Raw genomic sequence first — 26350 nt, forward strand, 5'->3', positions numbered from 1 at the left:
ATTAATTGTTCAAATAGAATGGACGACCGTATTTAATCGCGTTGTCCGAGCCATCAAGCTCTTTCGCGGCCGAATCTGCGCGTTGGTTGGTTGCAAAGCCTTGAATACCGAAGTTCACACTGATGTTGTTTTCATATTCTGGTGATGCACCATCACTGCCGATTGCTCTGTCATCCCAACCCAGTAGTTGGTTCGAGTAAGTCAGACCAAAGTACCAACAATCTGATTGGTAACGAACGCTAGCAAGCCATTCCATATCAATGTTTTCATTCAGATCGTAGTAGTACTGGCCACTTGCAGACCAGTTCGGGTTGAACTCGTATGCCGCCACGATACCTGCTTGTGAAATACCTTTACGAGTGATCGTATCTAGGTTTTCGACAATGATCGTATCTTCAATGTATTCACGCGTTACATAACGGTAGTTACCTTGAATAAAGCCACCATTAAATTGGTATTCCAACGTGCTGTTTGCAAGCTGCATCGAGCTCAAGTCGATGTCGTACTGGATACCGCCGTGGTAGAACAGGTAATCGTTGTAGTTGAAGTCAGTCTCAACCGCCCACGATGAGTAGTTTGATGTTTCATCCGGCAAGCTTGGGTTGTTACTGATCTTAGTCTTCTTATCAAAGTAATAGATCTGGCCAAACGAGACGTTCAAGCGCTCTTTGTAGTCATCATCAAAAAAGCGAGTACTCGCACCGTAGCTTAACTGGTTTGCTGAAGCAATTTTATCGATGCCACTGTATTTGCGACTGCGGAATAGGCCGTAATAGTCGGTTTGCAGCAAGGTGGTGTCGTAGTTGTAAATGTTGCTCTGATCTTCATCAGGTACATACAAGTACTGTAACTGTGGTTCTAACGTCTGTGTATAACCTTCGATCCAGCTAGTATCACGCTCTAAGTACATGCGAGCGTGCGTGCGGAACTCTGGGATTACACGTGACACGTTTTCATCCAGTGTGTTACGCAAGTCGTTATCAGTCAGGCCAGTAAGGTCTTGAGAGTAGTAAGTCGATAAGATGCGTGCTTCAGTCGTCCAATCTGCCCACGAGTTTGACAGCGGGATGGTAATACCTGGTTCGACGTGAACACGAGTTGCGTTTGGTTTTGCAGCGTCATCGGTGTCGAAGCGGCTCACTTGGCTCTTCACATCGAAGTTAACGTAGTTACCCCAAAGCGGCGTGTAGTAGTTAAGATCGAGCTGAGGAAGCAAGCGATATGGTTGGTTGTCTTCTTGGAGTAGGATTTGGAAATCACGTACTCGCAGTGACGCATCCCAGAAGTCAGAACGGTATTGAACTTCACCTTCTTGTAGCAATTGACCATCTTCGCGGTTACCAATATCAGAGTCGAGATCTCGGAAGTAGTCGATATCACTTACCTTGGAGTAATCAAGACTGACAACCCATTGTTTATTGATAATACCATCATGTTTGAACTGGTAACCCCAGCGCGATTCGTCTTGGTAACGTTTATCGCTGCCCATGTATTCGCCTTTGAGCTCACCGTCACCCCAACCATTGGTTAAGTATCGGAAGTCAGTATCTAGCTTAGTACCACGCTTTTGCATGTACAGAGGCGTAATTGTCATGTCGTATTGAGGGGCGATGTTCCAGTAGAACGGAATTTCAACTTCCATACCATCACTTGAACCGTACGACATAGAAGGGAAGAGGAAACCTGTTTTACGCGTATCGCCAATTGGCATGGTCAAATAAGGCACGTAGAACACTGGCACATCCAACACCTCAAAACGAGGGTGGTGCAGAGTTGCGGTTTCTTCGTCTTGATCAACATCGATTCCTGATGCCACTAATCGCCAAGAGTTATCGCCTTGTGGGCAAGAGGTAATTGAACCATCTTCTAGTTCATAAACAGATTGGCCCGTGCGTGCAATGTACGCGGCAGTACCTCGACCTTGTTGGCAGAGGAATTGGTAATCGGTGTTTTCTAGCGAGAAAGTATCTTGATTAATGTCGTTGGTGACGCGATCTGAGCGTGCTTTTACTTTGCCATCGTTGAAGGTTACGTTACCTTCAGCGACAACGACATTGTCTTGTTGGTGAAGCGTTACGCTATCCGCGGTGATTTTCTTCGGACCTTGCGTGACTTCTACGTTGCCAGAGTACTGAGCTTTGTCACCATTGATGGCTTGTAAGCGGTCTGCTTGTACTACGACTTCGGAGTTAAGCGCGTCCTCCTCACCACTTGTTTCGACCAAACATTGATCTGTGGTGGGCATTTCCTGCACACTATCATTGATATTCGCTTCAGCTTGAGTGGTGGGTACAAACAAGGCGGTGCTGATAGAGGCCGCTAAACATGTGCGGGAGAAATGTTGCATTGAATTGAACTTTCCTGTGTCACTACTACTCGATGGCTATAGGGCTTGTTGTACCCTCGCTTTATAGCCAAATGAATCAACTATAGTTTGCAATTATCCCAGAGCATGGATTCGCTGTGGCATAATGCCGATATAAAATAGCTGCAAAGATAAGCAGGCGAAATAGCCTGATCATAAAAAAACTAATTCCATTATCATAAAGGAAATCGTTGCGTCCGGCACTATAAGACCGCCGTCGTCGATAAAAATTCATTGATAGAGAACACATAATGCATATTTTTGGCAAAATTTTGGGTGCCTTTTTTGGCTTGTTACTCGGTGGTCCATTCGGTTTGTTGTTTGGCCTATTTATCGGTCACCAATTCGATAAAGCGCGTCGTTTAAGCCAAGCGGGGTTTTCTACCGGAGGCTTTGGTAAAGGTCCAAGCCAAGCCCAGCGCCAAGAAGAATTTTTTAAGGCTGCATTCGCAGTTATGGGACATGTGGCAAAAGCCAAAGGTCAAGTGACCAAAGAAGAGATTCAACTTGCGTCTGCAATGATGGACCGCATGAGTTTGCATGGCGATCAACGTCGTGCAGCACAAGAAGCGTTCCGTGATGGTAAAGAGAGTGATTTCCCACTTGAAGATGTATTGGTTCGCGTGAAAATCTCTTCAGCAGGGCGTTTTGACCTGTTGCAGTTCTTCTTGGAACTACAAATCTCAGCGGCGTTTGCTGATGGTTCCATCCACCCGAGTGAACGCAGTGTATTACACAAAATTGCCCGTGGTTTAGGGTTCTCTTCGGAGCAATTAGAACGTCGACTGAACATGCAAGAAGCCGCGTTTCGTTTTCAGAGCCAAGGTGGTTTCCATGGTCAGCAACAAGGGCAATATCAATCTTCAGGGGCAGGTTGGCAGCAAGCTTCACAAGCGGATCAACTGGCAGATGCCTACAAAATCCTTGATGTCTCTTCAGATGCGGACGGCAAAACGGTCAAACGTGCTTACCGTAAGTTAATGAATGAACATCACCCAGATAAATTGATGGCAAAAGGTTTGCCACCAGAGATGATGAACGTTGCGAAAGAGAAATCTCAAGAGATTCAAAACGCTTACGATCTGATTAAGAAAGTCAAAGGCTTTAAGTAGTCGGACGTTTTCTATCAAGTATTGGATTTAAAAAGGGCACAGAGTGCCCTTTTTTCATATCTTAGTCTTTGAGTTGCCGGTGTCTTTAGCTTTTGACCTATCATGATCCTAACGCTAATTGACCTCAAATCCCCCAGTTTAGTTGGCTTGATTCAAGTCCCAATCGTATTCGTATTTCACTTTGCCAGAGAAATTTTTGTATTGCGGTGCGTACTTTGCGATGTGGTTGAAGACTTGTTTTTCTCCACCAAAGTCCGTTGCAAACCAATCATAAATAGAAGACAGCTGTGCCGTGTTACCTTGGATAGATACGCCTTTGCTGCTGTTGATAAATGTTTTAGCTGCACTATCCAGTAGAACTTGCGTGTTTTCAGCAGTGAATGCTTGAGACTGCAGATTAGGGCATCCTAGGCTGGCACAGTTAACTGCGTAATGTGTTCTCGGGTCATTCCAAATTGGACGTAAAATGCGATGTTCAATATCGTTTAAAGTCAGATCTTTCCCGTTGACCACGACCACATCATCCCCCCAAGGGCCAAAGCTAAATAGCCCACCAAGTTTGGTAATCGATTCGACAGGATAGTTATCTAGGATTAAGTCTACAGTGATGGCGTTGTAAAGGTTTACCCAGTAGGCGTATTGCTCCGCTTGGTTGTATTGTCGAGGATCGAGTTTTGCCAAACGTTGGATGTATTGTTTCAGCTTAGTTTTATCGGCCGAGGTGACTTGGCTGTAACGAAACAAGCTATTCTCGCCTTGCTCAACTAAATAAGCATCGAGCAAGTGCTGCCAATCTTGATGAGAGATTTGACTTTGATTGGCTTGATTCGATTGTTTCCAATACGGCCATAAGTCGGATTTAGGTGCGGCAAATGTCGAGAAAGAAACGAGCGCACACAAGAGTAATAACAGACGTTTCATAGAGATACCTTTGGGTTAAAACCTTCTTGATATTGTAGACCTGCATAAGGCGAAGTTTCTTTCTTGAGGCAATGAAAATAAAAGAAAAAAGGCTGGCATAAGCCAACCTTTTGTTTGTTTAAATTGCGATTTTAATTAGCTTAGGAAGCTTGGGATATTCGCTTCGTACTCGGCAATCTTATCTTCGTGTTGAAGGGTAAGGCCGATATTGTCCAAACCGTTTAGCAGGCAGTGACGACGGAATGAGTCGATTTCAAAGCTGTACTCTTTGCCGTTGGCGCGAACCACATTCGCTTCTAGGTCGACCTCGATTTCTGCGCCTTCATTCGCCTCAACAAACTGGAAGATTTCATCCACTTCTTGCTCAGTCAAACGAACTGGCACCATTTGGTTGTTGATCGAGTTACCGTAAAAAATATCGGCAAAGCTTGGTGCGATCATCGCTCTGATGCCGTAATCCGCTAGTGCCCACGGTGCGTGCTCACGAGAAGAACCACAACCAAAGTTTTCACGCGCTAGCAAGATAGAAGCGCCTTGGTAGCGCGGAGCGTTCATCACGAACTCAGGGTTCGGTTGTTCGCCAGCATCATCTAGGAAGCGCCAGTCATGGAATAGGTGCTTACCAAACCCTAGGCGAGAGACCTTTTGTAGGAACTGCTTTGGAATGATGGCATCAGTATCTACGTTCGCTGCATCTAGAGGAACAACTAAGCCTGTGTGTTGTTTAAAACCTGACATTTGTTCTCTCCTTAACCTAATCCAACTCACGAATATCAACAAAGTGACCAGCAATTGCTGCTGCCGCTGCCATAGCAGGGCTAACCAAGTGGGTACGACCATCACGACCTTGGCGACCTTCAAAGTTACGGTTTGAAGTAGACGCACAACGTTCATGTGGACCCAAACGGTCGTTGTTCATTGCTAGACACATTGAACAACCTGGTAGGCGCCACTCAAAGCCCGCTTCCTTAAAGATAACGTCCAAACCTTCCGCTTCTGCCTGCGCTTTTACTTGCTCAGAGCCTGGAACGATTAGTGCTTGAACGTGAGACGCGACTTTGCGACCTTTCGCTACTTCAGCGGCTGCGCGCATGTCTTCGATACGTGAGTTAGTACAAGAACCAACAAAGACTTTATCGACGTTGTAATCAGACAATGACTTGCCTGCCTCTAGCCCCATGTAAGCCAACGCTTTTTCTGCAGAGGCTTTTTCTACTGGATCGGCAAAGCTTTCTGGTGCTGGGATCGGTTGATCTACCGCGATAACTTGGCCTGGGTTAGTTCCCCAAGTGACTTGTGGTTTAATGTCTGCTGCGTTTAGCGTCACAACCGCATCAAACTGAGCATCATCGTCAGTTTTTAATGTCTTCCAGTATTCTACTGCTGCATCAAAGTCCGTACCTTGAGGTGAGAATTTACGGCCTTTGATGTATTCGAATGTGGTTTCATCTGGTGCAATCAAACCGGCTTTCGCACCTAGCTCAATTGCCATGTTACATACGGTCATACGGCCTTCCATTGAAAGGTCGGTGATCGCCTCACCAGAGAATTCAACCACGTAGCCTGTACCGCCAGCTGCTGTAGTTTCACCGATGATCGCTAGCACGATATCTTTAGCGGTGATACCCGGAGCCACTTTGCCTTTCACTTCGATCTTCATCGTTTTAGCGCGTGCTTGTTTTAGCGTTTGAGTCGCTAATACGTGCTCAACTTCTGATGTACCAATACCAAAAGCTAGAGAGCCGAATGCACCGTGTGTAGCCGTGTGCGAGTCACCACAAACGATGGTCATACCCGGTAGGGTAATACCAAGCTCTGGGCCCATAACGTGCACAATACCTTGGTATTTATGGTTGATGTCGTAAAGCGTAACGCCAAACTCTTCACAGTTTTTCGATAGCGTCTCCATTTGGATACGAGCCATCTCACCGGATGCGTTAATGTCTTTGGTGGTTGTCGAAACGTTGTGGTCCATGGTGGCAAAAGTTTTGCTGACCTGACGCACTTTGCGACCTTTTTCACGCAAGCCGTCAAATGCTTGCGGAGATGTCACTTCATGTACCAAGTGACGGTCGATGTACAAGATTGGGTTTTCCCCTTCTGCTGCGACGGCAACGTGTGCGTCGTAGACTTTTTCGTATAGTGTTTTGCCCATTGTTTGCTATCTCGTGTATAGCTCCCGACAACGGCTCATCAGGAGCAAATAATTATTATCAAATCGTGCTGTATTAAGAGTTTAAGATGTACTCAGCGATCTTATCGCCCATCTCAGACGTCGAAAGTGCTGGGTTGTCACCAGCAAGGTCACCCGTTAGCTCACCCGCTGATAGCGCTTTTGAAACTGCCGTTTCGATGTCTTGTGCCGCCTTTTCTTCACCTAGGCTGTAACGCAACATCAGTGCAGCAGATAGGATTTGTGCCACAGGGTTAGCGATGTTCTTACCTGCGATATCTGGTGCACTACCGCCTGCTGGCTCGTACAGACCGAATTTGCTTTCGTTTAGGCTTGCTGATGGCAACATGCCCATAGAGCCTGTGATCATCGCGCACTCATCAGAAATGATGTCGCCGAAGATGTTTGAACATAGCATTACGTCGAACTGAGCTGGGTCTTTGATAAGCTGCATAGTCGCGTTATCAATGTACATGTGTGATAGCTCGACGTCTGGGTAGTCTTGTGCGATTTCTTCGACCACTTCACGCCATAAGATAGAACTTTGTAGAACGTTCGCTTTGTCGATAGAGCACACTTTCTTGCGACGTAGACGAGCAGACTCAAAAGCGATTTTTGCAATACGTTCGATTTCGTAACGGTGGTACACCTCAGTGTCGAACGCTTTCTCTGTTGGACCTTCACCTTCACGACCTTTTGGTTGGCCGAAGTAGATGCCGCCCGTCAGTTCACGAACAACAACGATGTCAAAGCCACGACCTGAGATGTCTGCACGTAGTGGTGAGAAAGCTTCAAGGCCTGAGTGGATTTGCGCTGGGCGTAGGTTACAAAATAGTTGGAAGTGTTTACGTAGCGGCAGTAGGGCACCGCGCTCAGGCTGATCGTTTGGTGGTAAGTGCTCCCACTTAGGGCCGCCAACTGAACCGAATAGGACTGCATCAGACTCTTCACACGCTTTTACTGTGCTTTCTGGAAGTGGACAGCCGTGATTATCGATCGCGATACCACCTACATCGTGCTCGTCACGCTCAAACGCAATGCCGTGTTTCTTCTCGATTGCATCTAGCACCTTGTGTGCTTGCGCCATTACTTCTGGGCCGATGCCGTCGCCTGGTAAAACGGCAATTTTGTATGATTTGTCTGTCATATTAATCCTTTAAATTTTCTAAATTTTTTGAGCTTGTCTAAAACGAATTTGGTTGGAGCCTGCGTTGCGGGACTCAAGCTCCTTGAATTAATGATTAAACCGTCGCAATTCTCTTTTGCTTCATCTCTTCAATCTTATCGGCACGATGAATGCTGTTGATAACGTGTAATAGCGCTTGGCCAGATGCTTCTACGATATCGGTAGAAACGCCGGTACCGTGGTACTTACGACCTTTGTAGTTGGCGATGATATCTGCTTGGCCCAGGCCATCTTCACCTTCGCCTTTTGCCGTTAGGTCGAACTTGTCTAGGACGATCTCGTAACCTGTCACGCGGTAGATACATTGGTATAGCGCATCAACCGGACCATTACCGACGGCAGCTTCACACATTTCTTCATCGCCACATTGCATTTTGACGCTGGTGGTTGCCATTACGCTGCCAGATTGCACGCTTAGGTAGTTCAACTTGTAGAAGTCGTCTTCTTCACGCAAATTCGAGAAGTGCATTAGCGCTTCTAGATCGTAGTCGAACACCTGACCTTTGCGGTCAGCAAGTTTCAAGAAGTCCTCGTACAACGCATCTAGGTTATACTCTTCTTCTTTGTAGCCCATCGCGTCCATGTGACTCTTAACCGCTGCGCGGCCACTGCGACTGGTTAGGTTCAATGCTTGGTTCTTAAGGCCAATCGACTCAGGCGTCATGATCTCGTAAGTGTTCTTGTTCTTTAACATGCCATCTTGGTGAATACCGGAAGAGTGGCTGAACGCGTTAGCACCAACGATCGCTTTGTTGCTTTGGATTGGCATGTTACATAGCTGACTCACCAACTTGCTGGTACGGTGGATTTCGTCGTGTTTTAGACCCGTACGCACGCCCATGAATTCTTGGCGCGTTTTTAGGATCATCGCGATTTCTTCTAGAGAGCAGTTACCTGCACGCTCACCGATACCGTTAATGGTACCTTCTACTTGTCGAGCGCCTGCTTGAACCGCTGCGATAGAGTTCGCAACAGACATGCCCAAGTCATCGTGACAGTGAACAGAAATGATCGCTTTGTCGATGTTTGGTACACGGTTGAATAGGGTTTCAATGATGCCACCAAACTCGCTTGGTACGGTGTAGCCAACGGTGTCTGGAATGTTGATGGTGCTTGCGCCAGCATCGATGGCCGCTTCGACCATACGACATAGGTTGTCGATTGGCGTGCGACCTGCATCTTCACAAGAAAACTCAACGTCGTCCGTGTAATTACGTGCGTGTCTTACGGCTTTCACGCCCATTTCTACAACATCGTCGTAGCTGCGGCGCAGTTTGTCTTGAACGTGGACAGTAGAGGTAGAAATGAAGGTGTGGATTCGGAATGCATCTGCGACTTTTAGCGCTTCAGCGGCAGCATCGATATCTTTCGCAACGGCACGCGAAAGGGCACAAACTCGACTGTTTTTAATGTGTTTTGCAATAGTTTGTACGGATTCGAAATCGCCAGGAGAAGAAACAGGAAAACCCGCTTCGATAACATCAACGCCTAGCCTTTCCAGCGCATAGGCAATTTGCAGTTTTTCTTTAACCGTCAAGCTTGCTGACAACGCTTGTTCGCCATCACGCAATGTGGTGTCGAATATAATGACCTGATCGTTCATGTTTGCTTCCTTCATGATTTCTGCACTTTTCGTGCAATTTAATCGTTTACTTCCGGTATTTAGATATAAAAAAACCCGCATTTGCATGCGGGTTTCTTAGAAATTGGTGTGGTTATTTTTCTTCCACAGCCTACCCGCGCGAATTGGTCACGATCAGGAGGAGGCTAAGTAGGATAGAAAAACGTGCTGACATAGTTGTTAAGCATTCCACAAAATTAAGTTAACAAATTAGTACCGCACTCAATGGAACACGTCAACCCTAAAGTCGATTTTTTATTCATATCGGATGAGTATGACAATAAATAAGTGAGAAGTGATATTTTTGTTGAATGAGTATTTTTGGAGATATATGCGTTACGAAGGTTGTTACGAGGGTAAAGGGTACACGGCTGGGAAAGTTCTTTCCTATTTTATACCGCACGCTTTGCGAGGTATCACACAAAGGGGTCAATTGGTTGGCATAATTCCATCAGAGCGTTTTATAGTAGAGCGGATGCATTTATAGAGTTTCAAAGTAAATAGGTCAGGGATTAATGGATTTAGCAAAACAATTTGGACGTTCTGCGCTGGCAATCGCTGTGGTTTCTTTATCTGGGTGCCAACTGTTGCAGTTTGGTTCTCAGCCCCATACGGTTTCTTCTGTGATGATGGATGATCATGCTGAAAGCGTTATGGTAATCAATCAACAGATGGATCAGTACCTGAGTGAAGATGGACGAGCATCATTTCTGAATCAGATGCTGGTGGCGTTGGAGTCTGACAACCGTAACAAGTTCAAAGGCAAAGACCCCGATACATATTCATGGTGGAAGATCCGAGTTCAGCCTAACCAATGGAAAGAGGCGGAAGTCAGTCGCCCAATCGTCGACGGAGTGGACACCTCCAAAACACTGGAGTTTATGGATGTGTCATACCGCTCTAAAGCCACACTGAATTTACGCTCAAAGCCAAGCTTAGACGGAGAAAAGCTCGGGGAGCTAAATAAGGATGAAGAGTTTAATGCGATTGCAAAAGTTGAGGGTGAACCTTGGCTGTTAGTCGAGCAAAAGGGCATGGTTCGAGGTTATGTTCATAAAGACTATGCGCGTATCAACGAGGTCAATCACGATATTCTCTCTATTAAACCAAACCCTTTACTATGTGGTGATGAACCTGCGCCAGTAGAGCCGGCCGAAAGTGAGCTGTTCGGTAACTACACTTGCCGTGATTTGAGTTATGAGCTGACGAAAGACGGTCATATAACTGCGGGTTCACTCAGAGCATGCCGTAAAAAAAGAAAAGTTTGGTATATCGATGTTCCGATGGCGAGCTCGAACCAATCTTAAGTCATCGCCTCTTCTCAATTATAAAGCTCGGTCGATCATGTATTTGTCACCGAGCTTTTTAGTACCGTCTAATCATTGGTTATTTATCTCTTTCTCCTAAGCCATCACGTGTCATTAATTGTCCAAATTCTCGTCATGTAGCTGTCACTTTCTGCGCCTACTTTTCATACAAGGGCGTTGTCAAAGTATAGGGAAGTCACATGCGAGCTTTAGAGACAATTTCACAGCCAATAGCAAGCATCGCTAAATTTGATTTGGCGTTTTCTAGTGTGTGCTTACAGCACCGCTTTAACCAACAAGTTGCAAACATCAGTAAAGGTGTTTCCCACAGTGGGGATGGGCACCTTTATTTGGTGCTAGGTTTACTGGCCTGGTTCCTTGATAAGCAGCATGGGCAATGGTTTTTACTCGCAGGGCTTACCGCATTTGCGTTTGAACTGCCAATCTATTGGATGCTTAAGAACAGTTTCAAGCGTCGTCGTCCTGAAGAATTGAGTGCACTTTTACCTGCATTTATCACGCCGTCTGATCGCTATAGCTTACCCTCTGGTCACACCGCTGCCGGTTTTGTTATGGCGACCATCATCAATCACTTTTACCCAGAGCTTGGAACTTTCGCCTTTGTATGGGCGAGCTTAATTGGCACGTCACGAATTTTGCTCGGCGTGCATTTCTTTACGGACATCATTATTGGCGCCTTGTTGGGCAGCCTTTGTGGTTCTTTAGCAATTGCTATAGTAGGAGGCTAGTGGATGAAAATCCTTTACGGTGTTCAAGGTACGGGGAATGGTCACATCGCTCGGGCAAGAGCCATGAGTGAAGCATTCAAAGAGCACGATGTGCAGGTCGATTTTCTTTTTTCAGGACGTGAGCCAGAAAAGTACTTTTCCATGGAAGCATTTGGGGACTATCAGACACGTCGTGGATTCACTTTTGTGACGGAAAAAGGATCGGTGAACTACACCAAAACCGCTTTGAACAATAATCTCATTCAGTTTTTCAAAGAAGTGAAGCAGCTTGATCTTTCTTCTTATGATTTAGTCATCAATGACTTTGAACCCGTTTCGGCTTGGGCGGCTCGTAAGCAAAACAAACCTTGTATTGGGATCAGTCATCAAAATGCATTTCGCTACCCAGTACCTCTTAAAGGGGCGAGTTGGTTTGATAAATCGGTGATTGAACATTTTGCTCCTTCGCGACATCACCTAGGCTTGCATTGGTACCACTTTGATCAGCCCATCCTTCCGCCTATTGTTCATACACTTGACCATGCCTCAGGCAGTGAAGACTTTGTATTGGTGTATCTGCCGTTTGAGTCAATTGAAGACATCAGTGATTTGCTGTTTCATTTTAATCAACAGTCTTTCGTCTGTTACCACCCAAACGTGATTGAGTGTGAGCGTATCGAAAACATTGAATTGCGTCCGTTGTGTCACACCAATTTCCAATATCATTTGCAGCGTTGTAGTGGCGTGATTGCCAACGGTGGGTTTGAACTCCCTTCAGAGGCCCTGTCGCTTGGTAAGAAATTACTGCTTAAACCACTGGCGGGACAATTTGAGCAACAGAGTAATGTCGCTACGTTAGAAGATCTTGGTTTGGCGACTTCTATGGATAATCTGGATATTTCGATCGTACGTCAGTGGTTGAAGGAGCAACATGCCGAAAGCGTAAAGTATCCCGATGTAGCCAAAGCCATCGCGAGTTGGGTATTACAGGGTGCATGGGACGCGCCGGAGAAGCTTTCTGAACAACTTTGGGAACAAGTGGATTTTCCAAGTTATGTAGCCAATATTTAACTCTCACCTCATATTTCTCTTGCAGTCATTCATGACCTGATTGGCTGCATTTTTATGCCCTCAAAATCATTTCTATTCACTGCGATTTTGCTGCCTCTTTAACTGATTTGTGTGTTTTGTGAACGGAACTATTGATGCTGGTTTTTGAAGTGAAATGGAAACAATAATTTCCGCAAATGGATTGTATAACCCCTGTAGATTGTCATTAACGTGCTAAATAGGTTGTCAGAAATCTCTGATTTAGTTGTTTTATACTTTTTTATGTTTTTCTTAACGTTATGATAAATATGGATTAAATACCTAATTGGCTAAAATTTAATGATTAAATATCAATCTAGTTGCGAAACCTTGATTGATTAGTTGATAGTACAGTTCAAGCCGGATACATCCGGACGATAAATATAATACAAATTCGGTTTTCTATTCCTTCAAAAATGATTTGAATCCAGCCACGGTCGTTTGTGCGCAAAGGGATTCTATTCGTTAAGAATTCATTGAACCAAGTTGACGATTACATAAGAGGCGCACTCCATGTTAGATAAAAAAGACGCGATGAGCGCAATTGCTAGCTACCGTATGGAAAGCACATTGCGTGGTGTAGATTTAAACCTATTGACTGTATTTGATGCTGTGATGCAAGAGCAAAATATCACTCGTGCAGCACACAACCTAGGCATGTCTCAACCAGCGGTAAGTAACGCGGTTGCTCGCCTAAAAGTAATGTTTAATGATGAGCTATTCATGCGTCAGGGGCGTGGTATTCAACCAACTCAACGCGCTCGTCAACTGTTTGGCCCAATCCGCCAAGCACTACAGCTTATTCGCAACGAACTACCAAGCTCAGTATTCCAACCTGAGTCTTCAACTCGTCTATTTAAGCTAGCGATTTGTAGCCCATGTGACATGCGTTTTGCACCTCGCATCATGGCTAACGTCAATGAGCAAGCGCCAAGCGTACAGCTTCACCTAGATGCGGAATTTGATCGTCTTCTTTCTGAGCGCATGCGCTACCAAGAAATCGACTTCGTAATCGACTACGCTCGTTTCGATGACCAAGGTTTCTCAAGCACTGAAATCTTCAAAGATGAGCTAGTTGTGATTGCATCTAAGACACACCCTCGCATCCAAGGTGGTGTATCTGCAGAGCAACTGATCAACGAGAAACACGCGAAACTATCACGTGTACATGGTCAACGTAGCTTCTCTGAGCAAGCTTACCGTGAGCTTGATTGCCAAGCGGCATACGAAGGTTCAAGCCTAAGCAACCTACTATACGTAGTAAGCCAGTCTGAGCTTGTGACTATCGCACCACGTTGGATGGCTGAAAACGCAGTAAACAGCGATCAGCTACAAATCCTAGATTTCCCATTTGAAAATAAAGAAATCAGCGGCTACCTAAGCTGGCACGAATCAAGTGAGAAAGACAAAGGCCACATCTGGCTACGTGATCAACTAATGATCACTTGTGGTGAAGTTGTAGCGCTTAAATAAGCCTAACTTTTAGCCTGACTAACTGGTCAGACTGGATTTGTAATCATCAATTTTTACAATTCCTTGGCCCCGAGAGATTGCCGTCTCTCGGGGTCTTTTTATATCCGCTAAATAACAGCTGAAACAGCGACTTAAGTTGATTAAACCTTCATCAGTTAAACATGAGCTATGCTCTCATTAGTGATAGTGCTCTCTTAATAATGATAAGTTTGATAATGGTCAGTTGCGTTTTTAAGCGTCGAGGTTACACTTGTGCGCTCAAATAGCTTACGCCTGTAAGCCAAAAGGTAATGTAAAGAATGGCCAAGTTAGATTTTCATATCGTTAAACGTATTCGTGAACAAATTGCGAAGGGTGGTACTCGTGTTGCGCTTAAACATAAAGTAGGCGACGCATGGCAAGGTATTACTTGGGAGCAATTTGGTCAGCAAGTGGATGCTTTGTCGCTTGCACTTTTGGCTCAAGGATTGGGCGTTCAAGATAAGATCGGTATTTTCTCAAACAACATGCCGCAGTGGACTATCGCTGACTTTGCAGCGTTGCAGTTACGTGGCGTAACCGTTCCGATCTACCCAACCAACACAGCAGCGCAGTCTGCTTACATCATCGATAATGCAGACGTAAAAGTGCTGTTTGTCGGTGAGCAACCTCAATTTGACGCAGCCGTTAGCATCTTTGACGAATGCCAGCAGCTAGAACTGATCGTTGCGATGTCGGATGACATTGAACTCGGCGAACACGCGTTTGCAATGACGTGGGATGATTTCATTGCCAAAGGTGATGATAGTCAGCAGCTCGAGTTAACTTCTCGTTTAGATCAAGCGCAAGAAGAAGACCTTCTCACGTTGATTTATACCTCTGGTACAACGGGGCAGCCAAAAGGCGTTATGTTGGATTACGCGAACATTTCGGCTCAGCTTGAAGGCCACGATGAGCGTTTAAGTTTGACTGAAGATGACGTGTCTTTGTGTTTCCTTCCGTTATCACATGTATTTGAGCGTGCTTGGACGTTCTACGTGCTCTACAAAGGCGCAACGAACTGCTACCTACAAGACACCATGCAAGTGCGTGATGCTCTGAGCGAAGTACGCCCTACAGTAATGAGTGCGGTACCTCGCTTCTACGAAAAAATCTTCTCAGCAATTCATGAGAAAGTATCACGAGCACCATTTCACCGTAAGATCATGTTCACTTGGGCCGTTAACATGGGCGCCAAGATGGCGGCTTGTCACCAAGAAGGCCGTAAACCTTCGTTGATGCTGCGTAAGTCATACGCTCTGGCGGATAAACTGGTTCTGAGCAAGCTACGTGCATTACTTGGTGGCCGCATTAACTTCATGCCATGTGGTGGTGCGAAGTTGGATGAGACCATTGGTCGTTTCTTCCATGCGATTGGCATCAACGTGAAGCTTGGTTATGGTATGACAGAAACCACGGCTACGGTTTCTTGTTGGGATGACCAGTGTTTTGACCCAAGCTCTATCGGTATGGCGATGCCAGGTGCACAAGTTAAGATCGGCGAAAACAACGAGATCTTGGTGCGTGGCCCAATGGTGATGCGTGGCTACTACAAAATGCCAGAAGAAACCGAGAAGACATTCGACGAGCACGGCTTCTTGAAGACGGGCGATGCAGGTTACATTGATGAAAATGGCAACTTGTTCATTACTGACCGTATTAAAGAGCTGATGAAGACCTCAAACGGTAAGTACATTGCGCCTCAAGTTGTCGAAGGTGCGATCGGTAAAGATCATTTCATCGAGCAAATCGCGGTTATTGCCGATACTCGTAAGTTTGTATCAGCGCTTATTGTTCCGTGTTATGACTCGCTAGAAGAGTACGCGAAAGAGCTGAACATCAAGTATCACGATCGTGTGGAATTGATCAAACACCACCAAATCGTTGAGATGCTTGAAAAGCGCGTTAATGACCTGCAAAAAGAACTGGCTAAGTTTGAACAAGTTAAGAAATTCAAACTGTTACCAAAAGCGTTCTCGATGGATGATGGTGAGTTGACCCCAACGCAAAAACTTCGTCGTAAAGTCATTAATGACAAATACCAAGATGAAATCGAAGAAATGTACAACGAAAAGTCAGATAAAAAGTAACTTAAGCTGACTTAGATTTCAGATTGATGAAATTATCCCCAGTTGCCTAATATTGTGCTGCTGGGGATTTTTTATGACTGTCTTTCACACTTCTTTCCCCTTGATAAAGAGAAATAATCACTTGAAGTGGCTATTTTGAGTGAAATTATTCACTTTATTTTCTTCTTCTTTCTTTTATTGATTCCAAATTGAGCGCGCTTGATAGCGTCAAACCCTACCTTTGTTCTGATTGACAGCATCTTGTTTAAAATTTGATTCAACTCTCATTAGACCCGTTGATAATAAAACGTTACATTTGTTGTGTTACCTTGCGTTTTGTTATGACAGACGCAAGACATAGCTGAAAAAGTGGAAGTATTTCTATTAGGCTACGAATAAGACCTAGACTATGTAAAACCAGACCAAACCGTTGGCCTTACGGTGAGGAAAACTGGTAAGGAGAGCAATTATGACAGCAATGTTGTCAGGCGCAGAGATGGTTGTGCAATCTCTGATCGAAGAGAGCGTAGAACAAATCTTTGGTTACCCAGGCGGTTCCGTTTTAGATATCTACGATGCCCTGCACGCCAAAACAGACCAAATCAAACACGTATTAGTAAGACACGAGCAAGCTGCTACGCATATGGCAGATGGTTATGCTCGAGCAACGGGTAAGCCGGGTGTGGTACTAGTATGTTCGGGTCCAGGTGCAACCAACACCATCACAGGTATTGCTACGGCGTACATGGACTCAATCCCAATGATCGTTATCTCTGGTAACGTACCAAACAATCTCATCGGTAATGATGCATTCCAAGAGTGTGACATCGTGGGTGTATCTCGCCCAGTGGTGAAACACAGCTTCTTAGTTAAGAAAGCGGAAGACATTCCAGAGACGATCAAAAAAGCGTTTTATATCTCAACGACTGGCCGACCAGGCCCGGTTGTGATTGATTTGCCAAAGGATATCCTTAATCCGCAAATCAAGCTCCCTTACGAGTATCCGGAAAGCATTTCAATGCGTTCCTACAAGCCAACGACGTCTGGCCACAAAGGCCAAATCAAGAAAGCACTTAAAGCTTTGCTTGAGGCGAAGAAGCCTGTTTTGTACATCGGTGGCGGTGCGGTCATTTCGGGTGCTCATGAGCATATTCAAGCGCTATCAGACGAATTGAATCTACCCGTTGTGAGCACTTTGATGGGCTTGGGGGCATTCCCGGGCACACACAAAAACTCTCTAGGTATGCTCGGGATGCACGGTACATATGAAGCCAATATGGCGATGCATGAAGCTGACCTTATCTTCGGTATTGGTGTTCGTTTTGATGACCGTACAACCAACAACCTTGAGAAGTACTGCCCTAACGCGAAAGTCATGCACATCGACATCGATCCATCTTCAATCTCTAAAAACGTGAAAGTGGATCTGCCTATTGTAGGCTCAGCCGATAAAGTGCTAGCGACCATGGTTGGCTTGCTGAATGAGCAAAGCAGTAGCAATGACCAAGAAGCAATTGGTCAATGGTGGGACGACATTCAAGTTTGGCGTGAACGTAACTGTCTTGCATACGAAACGTCGCCTGAACGTATCAAGCCTCAACAGGTTATTGAGACACTGCATAAACTGACCAACGGTGATGCTTATGTGGCATCGGATGTAGGTCAGCACCAAATGTTCGCTGCGCTTTACTACCCATTTAATAAGCCACGCCGTTGGATTAATTCTGGTGGTCTCGGCACGATGGGCTTCGGTCTGCCTGCTGGTATGGGTGTGAAGTTCGCGATGCCAGAAGAAGAAGTGGTGGTTGTCACTGGTGACGGCAGTATTCAGATGAACATCCAAGAACTGTCGACAGCAATGCAATACGACATTCCAGTGAAGATCATCAACTTGAACAACCGATTCCTAGGCATGGTAAAACAGTGGCAAGACATTATTTACCAAGGCCGTCACTCTAACTCATACATGAGTTCTGTTCCTGATTTTGCAGCGATTGCGGAAGCTTATGGTCACGTCGGTATTCGTATTGAAACGCCAGATCAGCTTGAAGCGGGTCTACAAAAAGCGTTAGATATGAAAGATCGTCTGGTGTTTGTTGACATCAACGTAGACGAAACCGAACACGTATACCCAATGCAGATCAAAGGCGAGGGTATGGACAAGATGTGGCTAAGCAAAACGGAGCGTACTTAATATGAGACACATTATTTCTTTGTTAATGGAAAACCAACCTGGTGCGCTGTCTCGAGTTGTTGGTCTGTTTTCTCAGCGTGGTTACAACATCGAGTCTCTGAACGTTTCACCAACCGATGATGAGACGCTATCACGCTTAAACATCACGACGAACTCGGATGAAATGCAGCTTGAGCAAATCCAAAAGCAGTTGCACAAACTGATTGATGTACTGAAAGTGCAAGAAGTGACAGAGTTTGATCACATCGAACGTGAGTTGATGATGGTGAAGGTTAAAGCGAGCGGTTTTGCGCGTGCAGAAGTAAAACGTACGGCGGATATCTTCCGTGGCCAGATTGTTGATGTCACAGCTGCTCAATATACGGTTCAACTTGCAGGCACGAGTGAAAAGCTGGATGCGTTTATCCAAGCTATCTCTGAAGTTACCGAAGTGGTTGAAGTAGCCCGAAGTGGTGTGGTTGGTGTGGCACGTGGAGAGCGTTGCCTCAAACCGTAATTACACTGAATGCATTTAAGAAAAGCCATCGTTCATCGATGGCTTTTTGTTTAGAAAATAACAATTAATGATATAATTGCTGCTTTCGTAAACAAATTGGGTAGTAGAACGCGTGAAAGTAAGGAAGTTGGTCAGCGCTTTGCTGGCAACCACGCTATTTTTTAGCGCGCTCATCTCTATCTACTACTACCAGAAATACCAGACTCTGTTAGCGGCTAATGTAGAAAATACGGCGAAAGAAGCCCTTCATCAACTGGCTTACTCAGAGCGTGAATACAACAACGTTCAAGACCAAATCTCTTCCATCAGTGACCTGCTCGGTCATAGCCAAAGCCTTTATGACTACCTGCGCCACCCAAACCCCAAGAATCTCGCCATTTTAGAAGAGGTGTGGAGTTCTGTTGCGGTTAACCAGAAATGGTATCGACAGATTCGCTTCCTTAACGTTAATGGGCAAGAGAATGTCAGAATCAACTACGACTTTAAAACTGGCACCGCAGCTGCCGCTCGTACTCTGCAAGACAAATCCGATCGCGAGTATTTCCAATATGCTCAGAATTTAAAAAATGACCAAATAGGTTCTTGGGGGATTGAACTCGAGCAAGAGAACGGCAATCTCGTTTATCCGTACAGCCCTTCTGTTCGCATTATGATGCCAGTGGCTATGGATGATATTCGTGAAGGCTATTTGATCCTCAATATCGACGTAAAATACCTTTCTTCTCGTTTGAATTATTCCCCAGTCAGAGATTTCAACATCGAGCTGATAAACCAATCGGGTTATTACGCAGCAAGCTCTCACAGCGACAAGCTGTACGGCGATATTATCCCAGATCGTGCTCGATTTAACTTTGGTTTGCTCCATCCTGATATCTGGCAAAACATAGGCTCACAGAAGATGGGCTATAAGTATGATGGTAAACACCTGATTGCCTTCAATACGATTGAATTTGTGCCGGGTGAACCTCTTCACTTGCTCATTGACCTCTCTCAAGAGCAATTGTTGGAGCGAGCTGACCGAGATATTGATGACTTAGTCCAAGAAGCCTTCTTTGTGCTGAGTTTAATGTTGGTGTTTGCTCTGCCTATCACTTCGTTGGCACTGCATTATCGTCGTCATAGCATTGAATCTAAACTTGCCCGCGCCGCATTGGATGGCATGACGGCTGTGATGATTTCGGACACGTCACATCGAATCATGATGGTGAACCAAGAGTTTGAAAACATGATGGGCTATAGCTCTTCGCGATTGCGTGGTTGGAATGCACATAACCTAATCTTCATTCCTGAAGACATCGAAGAGATTCTGGCGATTTGGAATAAGCTTGGTATCGAGCAAGTGTGGGAGGGGGAAGTGCGTTGTCGCACTAAGCTCAACCACGTATTTACCGCTATCATGCGTATTCAAGCCATCATGGCGAAGTCTGGCAAAGTTAGCTACTACATTACTTCGCTGGTGGATATTTCTGAGCGTAAAGAGCTAGAAGAGAAACTGCGTAACTTGAGTGAGAAAGACGGCTTAACCAGCTTATGGAATCGTCGTAAGTTTGAAGAGCAGCTTGCGCAATATGCCAACATGGTTGAACGTTATCCGGATACGCCAACGACTTGTCTTGCACTGTTTGATATCGACCACTTCAAACGCATTAATGATGAAATGGGCCATGATGAGGGTGATAAAGTGATTTGCGGCGTGGCAGACACGTTGTCGAATGGGGTAAGAAATACCGACTTTGTTGCTCGTGTCGGCGGAGAAGAATTTGCCGTGATCATGCCACATACGACGACGCAAGAAGCGGAAGTGGTATTGAATCGACTTCGAGTTGCCGTAGAGTTAAACAGTGAAAAAGCAGTGACAGTGAGTGTGGGTTACAGTGATCTCACTGGAGACCGAACACGCAGCTATAAGTGTGCAGATATCGCCCTGTACGAATCAAAGAGTGCAGGGCGTAACCGAGTGTCGATTTGTCACAGTTTCGATGACATTGCTTAGAGGCTGTCGCGGTAAACAGATAGGCAGAAGCTTTTCTACAAAACAAAAAATCGGGATAACCCCGATTTTTTTCTGTTCGCTGCTGAACCGAATTAAGCGGTTTCTAGCTCTAACGCTGTTTCGATGCGTTGCATTGAGCTCAACAAGTGCTTATCAAGTAAGTCCATTGCTTCTTCGCTGTTCTTCGCAAGAACAAGCTTCATGATCATCTCGTGCTCATCAATGTTGAATAGTGCGTCTTGTTCTGAGTTTAACGTTTGCATTGCAAAGTAACGATAACGCTTGATCTGGTTAATCAGGTCACTAAAGAACTCAAACATGTTCTTTGAATCCGCGCCTTCAAGCAGAGAAACATGGAACTGGTGATGACGCTCTTCCCACTCTTGCCAGCAGAAAGTTTCATCAAAGTTCAGACGAGATAGCTTGTGGTAAGAAGTCAGTACATCCAACTCCCAGCTTTCATCACCCGCCAAGATTGCTTTCTTAAGCAATACAGAAGAAACCACACGAAGGCTTTCGTATAGATCGTTCAATTCTTTTTTGCACACGGGTGCAACCCAACAGCCTTTTTGTGGCTCAAGCTTTACATACTTGCTCCAAGACAGTTGCACAAGGGCTTCGCGGATAGGTGATGCACCAACGTTGTATTTCTCTTTCAGGTCAGCAACCACAAGCTTTTGGTCTGGTTTTAGAGCACCTGTCAGGATGTCCTGGCAGATCATTTTTGCAACTTTATCGGTTAGGGTAGGACTAGACACAAGCAACCTCATGAAATTTTATTATCGTGACGACAACTAAACAGTACGTAGTTCTGTTGTGGTTGATAATACAGCGTACTGATTATGAGGGCAAGATAAAATATATAAAAAAAGAGGGCCGAAGCCCTCTTTTTTATTGAACTGATGATTGAATACGTCAGTCTTATAGAACGTGTACAGAAGCAGTGTTCGTTGTACCTGAAGCTACTAGAGCACCAGAAACCATAACAACGATGTCGCCTTTGTTACCTAGACCAGATTCTAGAGCAAGTTCTTTACCTGCTACGTAGAACGCGTCTGTGTTCGCGATAGAGTCAACAACTACTGGAGTAACACCTTTAGTTAGAACTAGCTGTGCAGCAGTCTTAGTGTTAGTAGTTAGTGCTAGGATGTTTGCAGTTGGGAAGTACTTACGTACTGAACGTGCAGACTTACCACCTTCAGTTGCAACAACGATAAGTGGAGCAGCTAGTTTCTCAGCTGTGTCTACTGCGCCTTTACATACTGCTTCAGTGATGCGTAGACGTGGGCTGTCTAGACGAGAACCTAGCTCAGCTTTTAGAGCTGAATCAGTGCGGTTCGCGATTTGAGCCATGATAGTTACCGCTTCAACTGGGTACTTACCTTTAGCAGTTTCACCAGAAAGCATTACTGCGTCAGTACCGTCCATTACCGCGTTAGCAACGTCGCCTGCTTCCGCACGAGTAGGACGTGGGTTGTTGATCATAGAATCAAGCATTTGAGTTGCAGTGATAACCATCTTACGTGCACGGTTACACTTCTCGATCATCATTTTCTGAGCGAAGATTACTTCTTCAGCTGGGATTTCAACACCTAGGTCACCACGAGCAACCATGATGCCGTCAGAAAGCTCTAGGATCTCGTCGAAGTTATCAACACCTTCTTGGTTTTCGATCTTAGAGATGATGTGGATGTTCTCGCCGCCGTTTGCAGCAAGTACTTCACGGATTTCTTGAACGTCAGAAGCTTTACGGATGAAAGAAGCAGCTACGAAGTCAACGCCTTGCTCACAACCGAATTTAAGGTCGTTCTTATCTTTTTCAGATAGTGCAGGTAGGTTTACAGAAACGCCAGGAAGGTTAACACCTTTGTTTTCGCCTAGAGCACCGTTGTTAAGAACTTTACACTTAACTTCAGTTTCAGAAGTTGCAAGAACTTCCATTTCGATTAGACCGTCGTCTACTAGGATAGTGTTACCAACGTTTAGGTCGTTAGCAAAACCAGCGTAGGTTACTGCAACTTTGTCTTTGTTACCTACAACTGAGATGTCAGTTGTGAAAGTGAATTCTTGACCAGCTACTAGATCAACGTCGTTGCCGTCTTCTAGTTTGATAGTGCGGATTTCTGGACCTTTAGTGTCTAGAAGGATTGCAAGTTGTTTGCCTGTAGCTTCCATTACTTGGCGGAAGTTCGCGATACGAGTGCCGTGCTCTGCGTAGTCACCGTGAGAGAAGTTAAGACGCATAACGTTCATGCCAGCGTTTACTAGTTCAGTTAGCTTCTCTACAGATTCAGTTTTAGGGCCAATCGTACATACGATTTTGGTCTTTTTCATGGAAGATACTCTCCGGTAAGTATAGTTACAATTTGAAAGTCGGTTGTTTACTCTGAAGTTAGGGCGCTTTGATGACATTTAGTGCCTGCCACCCACCGATTTTCCGCCACATTATTGGAACTTCAGATTCTGAAAGTCTTTCACCAAGTTTAGTCATTTTATGACTAAAAGATCGGCGATTATGGTTACCTTTTTGTGACTAATCCCACTTTATATGCAGAAAGTTGCAAAAAAATAACCGTCAATTCTGTAATTTTTTTTCTTTTCGGTGGCGAATTCTACCACCGAATGAATCCAATATCACTGTTTAAGAATTGTCTTAGGACAAGGTTTTATCGAGAAATATTAATTTTTTGGATCGAAATAAATGGACTTAAAAGTTTCGTTTTGACTATAATAAATTTCAAACCGAAACTTAAAATCAAAATTTAAATGTCGAAACGAAACACTCAACTAAGAAGACACGCCATTTCTAACCTAGTAAATGAGCTTGGGGAAGTTAGCGTAGATGAGCTAGCGCAGAAATTTGAAACCTCAGAGGTCACGATTAGAAAGGATTTAGCTTCTTTAGAGAAAAACGGACAACTTTTGCGCCGTTACGGTGGTGCAATTGCGATTCCAACGGAAGTTATCCATGAGGAAATGAGCCCAAATGTTTCGAGTCGAAAGTTAAGTCTGGCAAAAGCAGCGGCATCACTGATCCGAGAACATAACCGAATTGTGATCGACAGTGGCAGTACAACGGCTGCGCTGATTCAGCAATTAAACGACAAACGAGGCTTGGTTGTTATGACCAACTCATTGCATGTCGCCAATGCACTTAACGAATTAGAGAGCGAACCAACCCTGTTAATGACAGGCGGAACTTGGGATACGCACTCAGAATCCTTCCAAGGCAAAGTAGCCGAATCTGTATTAAGAGCTTACGACTTTGACCAGTTGTTTATTGGTGCTGATGGCATCGATTTAGAACGCGGTACCACCACGTTTAACGAATTAGTTGGCTTAAGTAAGGTCATGGCAGAAGTGTCTCGTGAAGTCATCGTCATGATTGAGTCAGAAAAAGTAGGACGCAAGATCCCGAACTTAGAACTCGCTTGGGACCAAATTAATGTGTTGGTTACCGATGCTGAGTTACAGCCAGAACACAAAATACAGATTGAACAACATGGCGTTAAAGTCATTTGCGCCTAATCTAATAATGTAAACAGTTTCATATTTCACTTCCCTCTGGATAAAGGCCTTTGCTTGCTGCCTCTATTTGAAATCATGGTCAGGGAAGAACAAAACTACAAACGGAGATAAACACATGTGTGGAATCGTAGGTGCAGTAGCACAACGAGATGTTGCAGAAATTTTAGTTGAAGGCCTACGTCGCTTGGAATACCGCGGTTACGACTCTGCGGGCGTTGCGATTGTTGATGGTGAGACAAACCTAACGCGTATTCGTCGTCTAGGTAAGGTACAAGAGCTGGCAGACGCAGTAGACGAAGCAAAAGTGATCGGTGGTACCGGTATCGCGCACACTCGTTGGGCAACACACGGTGAACCTTCAGAAGTGAACGCACACCCACACATGTCTGGTGACATTGCAGTGGTGCACAATGGCATCATTGAAAACCACGAAGAGCTACGTGAGCTACTTCAATCTCGCGGTTACGTATTTGAATCTCAAACGGATACTGAAGTTATCGCTCACATGGTTGAGTGGGAACTTCGCACTTCAGAAACGCTACTAGAAGCGGTACAGAAGACAGCAAAACAACTGGATGGCGCATACGGCACAGTAGCGCTGGATCGTAAAGATCCTTCACGCATCGTAGTAGCACGCTCAGGCAGCCCAATCGTCATTGGTTTTGGTGTAGGTGAAAACTTCCTTGCTTCTGACCAACTTGCGCTACTTAACGTAACACGCCGTTTCATGTACCTAGAAGAAGGTGACGTGGCAGAAATCACTCGTCGTGACGTGACTGTATTTGATTCAACAGGTGAGCGCGTAGAACGCGAAATCACAGAATCAAACGCGGAACACGACGCAGGCGATAAAGGCCAATACCGCCACTTCATGCAGAAAGAAATTTACGAGCAGCCAACTGCACTGATCAACACAATGGAAGGTCGTATTACGGCTGATTCTGTTGTTACTGAGGCAATCGGTGTTAACGCGGCAGAAATCCTAAGCAAAGTGGAACACGTACAGATCGTTGCATGTGGTACGTCTTACAATGCAGGTATGACAGCACGTTACTGGTTTGAAGACATTGCAGGCGTAAGCTGTGACGTAGAAATCGCTTCTGAATTCCGTTACCGCAAGTTTGTGACGCGTCCAAACAGCCTATTGATCACGCTTTCTCAGTCTGGTGAAACTGCCGATACGCTAGCAGCACTTCGCCTAGCAAAAGAGAAAGGTTACATGGCGGCAATGACCATCTGTAACGTAGCGGGCTCTTCTTTGGTTCGTGAGTCTGACTTTGCATTTATGACCCGTGCTGGTGTGGAAATTGGTGTTGCATCAACTAAAGCGTTCACGACTCAGCTTTCTGCACTACTGATGCTGGTGACTGCTCTTGGTAAGCAACAAAACCGCATCAGCAAAGAGAAAGAAAAAGAGATCGTAGAAGCGCTTCACGCTCTGCCGAAACAAATCAACGCAGCGCTGTCTTTCGAAAAAGAAATCGAAGCACTAGCACCAGACTTTGCTGATAAGCACCACACTCTATTCCTAGGTCGTGGCGAGTTCTACCCAATCGCGATGGAAGCGTCTCTAAAACTGAAAGAGATCTCTTACATTCACGCAGAAGCGTACGCAGCGGGTGAGCTGAAACACGGTCCTCTAGCGTTGATCGATGCAGATATGCCAGTTGTGGTGGTTGCACCAAGCAACGATCTTCTAGAGAAACTGAAATCAAACGTTGAAGAAGTACGTGCTCGTGGTGGTCTGCTTTACGTATTTGCTGATGCTGATGCAGGCTTCGAAGGCGATGAGACCATGAAGATCATCACTATGCCACACGTTAGTGAAATCACGGCGGCGATCTACTACACCATCCCAATGCAGCTACTGTCTTACTACGTAGCGTTGATCAAAGGTACGGACGTAGACCAACCTCGTAACCTAGCGAAAGCAGTAACGGTAGAGTAAGCAACGTAAGGTGTGATTAAGATTACACTTGTTTATGTTGCGCTATGTAAGTAGCGAGAACCTAAAGCGAAGTCACATGACTTCGCTTTTTTTATGTCTGTAGACATGGTTATGATGCGCAATACGTTG

19 protein-coding genes are annotated in these 26350 nt (G+C 45.2%); 11 read left to right on the top strand and 8 right to left on the bottom strand.

The window, feature by feature from the left end; genetic code table 11:
• Position 1: 1 nt before the first annotated feature.
• The gene (lptD, locus tag KIT90_RS06905) at positions 2-2347 is read right to left on the bottom strand and encodes an LPS assembly protein LptD (RefSeq protein WP_285375972.1); all 2346 of its coding nucleotides are present in this window, start codon (positions 2345-2347) and stop codon (positions 2-4) included.
• Positions 2348-2616: 269 nt separating this feature from the next.
• Between lptD and djlA the strand changes: the two genes are divergently transcribed.
• Complete coding sequence (gene djlA, locus KIT90_RS06910; protein WP_009707793.1) at positions 2617-3477, top strand: co-chaperone DjlA; 861 nt, start codon at positions 2617-2619, stop codon at positions 3475-3477.
• Between the two features lie 138 nt (positions 3478-3615).
• On the opposite strand, the gene KIT90_RS06915 is transcribed toward djlA, so the two are convergent.
• From KIT90_RS06915 to leuA, 5 genes are all read right to left on the bottom strand, one after another.
• Entirely contained in the window at positions 3616-4398 is a 783-nt protein-coding gene (locus KIT90_RS06915) for a DUF547 domain-containing protein (protein WP_285375974.1), read from the bottom strand.
• 135 nt (positions 4399-4533) lie between these two features.
• Positions 4534-5136, bottom strand: coding sequence for a 3-isopropylmalate dehydratase small subunit (gene leuD / locus KIT90_RS06920; protein WP_045416455.1), 603 nt, complete (start codon positions 5134-5136; stop codon positions 4534-4536).
• A 16-nt stretch (positions 5137-5152) separates the two neighbouring features.
• Positions 5153-6553, bottom strand: coding sequence for a 3-isopropylmalate dehydratase large subunit (leuC, locus tag KIT90_RS06925; RefSeq protein WP_285375977.1), 1401 nt, complete (start codon positions 6551-6553; stop codon positions 5153-5155).
• Positions 6554-6626: 73 nt separating this feature from the next.
• Entirely contained in the window at positions 6627-7718 is a 1092-nt protein-coding gene (gene leuB / locus KIT90_RS06930; protein ID WP_285375978.1) for a 3-isopropylmalate dehydrogenase, read from the bottom strand.
• Between the two features lie 94 nt (positions 7719-7812).
• A complete protein-coding gene (gene leuA / locus KIT90_RS06935) occupies positions 7813-9360 on the bottom strand; it encodes a 2-isopropylmalate synthase (protein WP_038893918.1) in 1548 nt (515 codons plus the stop codon).
• Positions 9361-9893: 533 nt separating this feature from the next.
• Here leuA and KIT90_RS06940 point away from each other — a divergent pair.
• The 8 genes from KIT90_RS06940 (at position 9894) to KIT90_RS06975 (ending at position 20745) form a co-directional block, all read left to right on the top strand.
• The gene (locus KIT90_RS06940) at positions 9894-10685 is read left to right on the top strand and encodes an SH3 domain-containing protein (RefSeq protein WP_285375980.1); all 792 of its coding nucleotides are present in this window, start codon (positions 9894-9896) and stop codon (positions 10683-10685) included.
• Positions 10686-10885: 200 nt separating this feature from the next.
• Positions 10886-11434 carry a phosphatase PAP2 family protein gene (locus tag KIT90_RS06945; RefSeq protein ID WP_033005531.1) on the top strand — a complete coding sequence of 183 codons (549 nt, stop codon included), beginning with the start codon at positions 10886-10888 and terminating at the stop codon, positions 11432-11434.
• A 3-nt stretch (positions 11435-11437) separates the two neighbouring features.
• Positions 11438-12484: an MJ1255/VC2487 family glycosyltransferase gene (locus KIT90_RS06950; protein WP_039841410.1), complete on the top strand. Its 1047-nt coding sequence runs from the start codon at positions 11438-11440 to the stop codon at positions 12482-12484.
• 531 nt (positions 12485-13015) lie between these two features.
• Positions 13016-13975, top strand: coding sequence for a LysR family transcriptional regulator CalR (calR, locus tag KIT90_RS06955; RefSeq protein ID WP_005437396.1), 960 nt, complete (start codon positions 13016-13018; stop codon positions 13973-13975).
• 299 nt (positions 13976-14274) lie between these two features.
• The gene (locus tag KIT90_RS06960; protein ID WP_285375984.1) at positions 14275-16083 is read left to right on the top strand and encodes a long-chain fatty acid--CoA ligase; all 1809 of its coding nucleotides are present in this window, start codon (positions 14275-14277) and stop codon (positions 16081-16083) included.
• A 448-nt stretch (positions 16084-16531) separates the two neighbouring features.
• A complete protein-coding gene (locus KIT90_RS06965; RefSeq protein WP_020193967.1) occupies positions 16532-18256 on the top strand; it encodes an acetolactate synthase 3 large subunit in 1725 nt (574 codons plus the stop codon).
• A gap of 1 nt (position 18257) precedes the next feature.
• On the top strand, positions 18258-18752 hold the full coding sequence (gene ilvN / locus KIT90_RS06970; RefSeq protein WP_009707783.1) for an acetolactate synthase small subunit: 495 nt from the start codon (positions 18258-18260) through the stop codon (positions 18750-18752).
• Between the two features lie 112 nt (positions 18753-18864).
• Complete coding sequence (locus KIT90_RS06975) at positions 18865-20745, top strand: GGDEF domain-containing protein (RefSeq protein WP_171370848.1); 1881 nt, start codon at positions 18865-18867, stop codon at positions 20743-20745.
• A 92-nt stretch (positions 20746-20837) separates the two neighbouring features.
• Here KIT90_RS06975 and KIT90_RS06980 read toward each other — a convergent pair whose 3' ends face one another.
• Entirely contained in the window at positions 20838-21515 is a 678-nt protein-coding gene (locus KIT90_RS06980; protein WP_285375989.1) for a GntR family transcriptional regulator, read from the bottom strand.
• 151 nt (positions 21516-21666) lie between these two features.
• Positions 21667-23079, bottom strand: coding sequence for a pyruvate kinase PykF (pykF, locus tag KIT90_RS06985; protein ID WP_009707779.1), 1413 nt, complete (start codon positions 23077-23079; stop codon positions 21667-21669).
• Between the two features lie 432 nt (positions 23080-23511).
• Between pykF and KIT90_RS06990 the strand changes: the two genes are divergently transcribed.
• Both KIT90_RS06990 and glmS read left to right on the top strand, forming a co-directional pair.
• Entirely contained in the window at positions 23512-24273 is a 762-nt protein-coding gene (locus tag KIT90_RS06990; protein ID WP_005437403.1) for a DeoR/GlpR family DNA-binding transcription regulator, read from the top strand.
• Positions 24274-24388: 115 nt separating this feature from the next.
• A complete protein-coding gene (gene glmS / locus KIT90_RS06995) occupies positions 24389-26221 on the top strand; it encodes a glutamine--fructose-6-phosphate transaminase (isomerizing) (protein WP_045416442.1) in 1833 nt (610 codons plus the stop codon).
• The last annotated feature ends 129 nt before the right edge of the window (positions 26222-26350 follow it).

Origin of the sequence: Vibrio sp. B172a, assembly GCF_030248355.1 — a bacterium.
Classification (GTDB): Bacteria; Pseudomonadota; Gammaproteobacteria; order Enterobacterales; family Vibrionaceae; genus Vibrio; species Vibrio owensii.

Coding starts and splice junctions, on each gene's coding strand:
- leuB (WP_285375978.1), bottom strand. CDS start 7,718: ATGACAGACAAATCATACAAAATTGCCGTTTTACCAGGCGACGGCATC.
- ilvN (WP_009707783.1), top strand. CDS start 18,258: ATGAGACACATTATTTCTTTGTTAATGGAAAACCAACCTGGTGCGCTG.
- KIT90_RS06965 (WP_020193967.1), top strand. CDS start 16,532: ATGACAGCAATGTTGTCAGGCGCAGAGATGGTTGTGCAATCTCTGATC.
- KIT90_RS06945 (WP_033005531.1), top strand. CDS start 10,886: ATGCGAGCTTTAGAGACAATTTCACAGCCAATAGCAAGCATCGCTAAA.
- KIT90_RS06990 (WP_005437403.1), top strand. CDS start 23,512: ATGTCGAAACGAAACACTCAACTAAGAAGACACGCCATTTCTAACCTA.
- pykF (WP_009707779.1), bottom strand. CDS start 23,079: ATGAAAAAGACCAAAATCGTATGTACGATTGGCCCTAAAACTGAATCT.
- leuA (WP_038893918.1), bottom strand. CDS start 9,360: ATGAACGATCAGGTCATTATATTCGACACCACATTGCGTGATGGCGAA.
- glmS (WP_045416442.1), top strand. CDS start 24,389: ATGTGTGGAATCGTAGGTGCAGTAGCACAACGAGATGTTGCAGAAATT.
- leuC (WP_285375977.1), bottom strand. CDS start 6,553: ATGGGCAAAACACTATACGAAAAAGTCTACGACGCACACGTTGCCGTC.
- KIT90_RS06915 (WP_285375974.1), bottom strand. CDS start 4,398: ATGAAACGTCTGTTATTACTCTTGTGTGCGCTCGTTTCTTTCTCGACA.
- KIT90_RS06960 (WP_285375984.1), top strand. CDS start 14,275: ATGGCCAAGTTAGATTTTCATATCGTTAAACGTATTCGTGAACAAATT.
- KIT90_RS06940 (WP_285375980.1), top strand. CDS start 9,894: ATGGATTTAGCAAAACAATTTGGACGTTCTGCGCTGGCAATCGCTGTG.
- leuD (WP_045416455.1), bottom strand. CDS start 5,136: ATGTCAGGTTTTAAACAACACACAGGCTTAGTTGTTCCTCTAGATGCA.
- KIT90_RS06980 (WP_285375989.1), bottom strand. CDS start 21,515: ATGAGGTTGCTTGTGTCTAGTCCTACCCTAACCGATAAAGTTGCAAAA.
- calR (WP_005437396.1), top strand. CDS start 13,016: ATGTTAGATAAAAAAGACGCGATGAGCGCAATTGCTAGCTACCGTATG.
- lptD (WP_285375972.1), bottom strand. CDS start 2,347: ATGCAACATTTCTCCCGCACATGTTTAGCGGCCTCTATCAGCACCGCC.
- djlA (WP_009707793.1), top strand. CDS start 2,617: ATGCATATTTTTGGCAAAATTTTGGGTGCCTTTTTTGGCTTGTTACTC.
- KIT90_RS06950 (WP_039841410.1), top strand. CDS start 11,438: ATGAAAATCCTTTACGGTGTTCAAGGTACGGGGAATGGTCACATCGCT.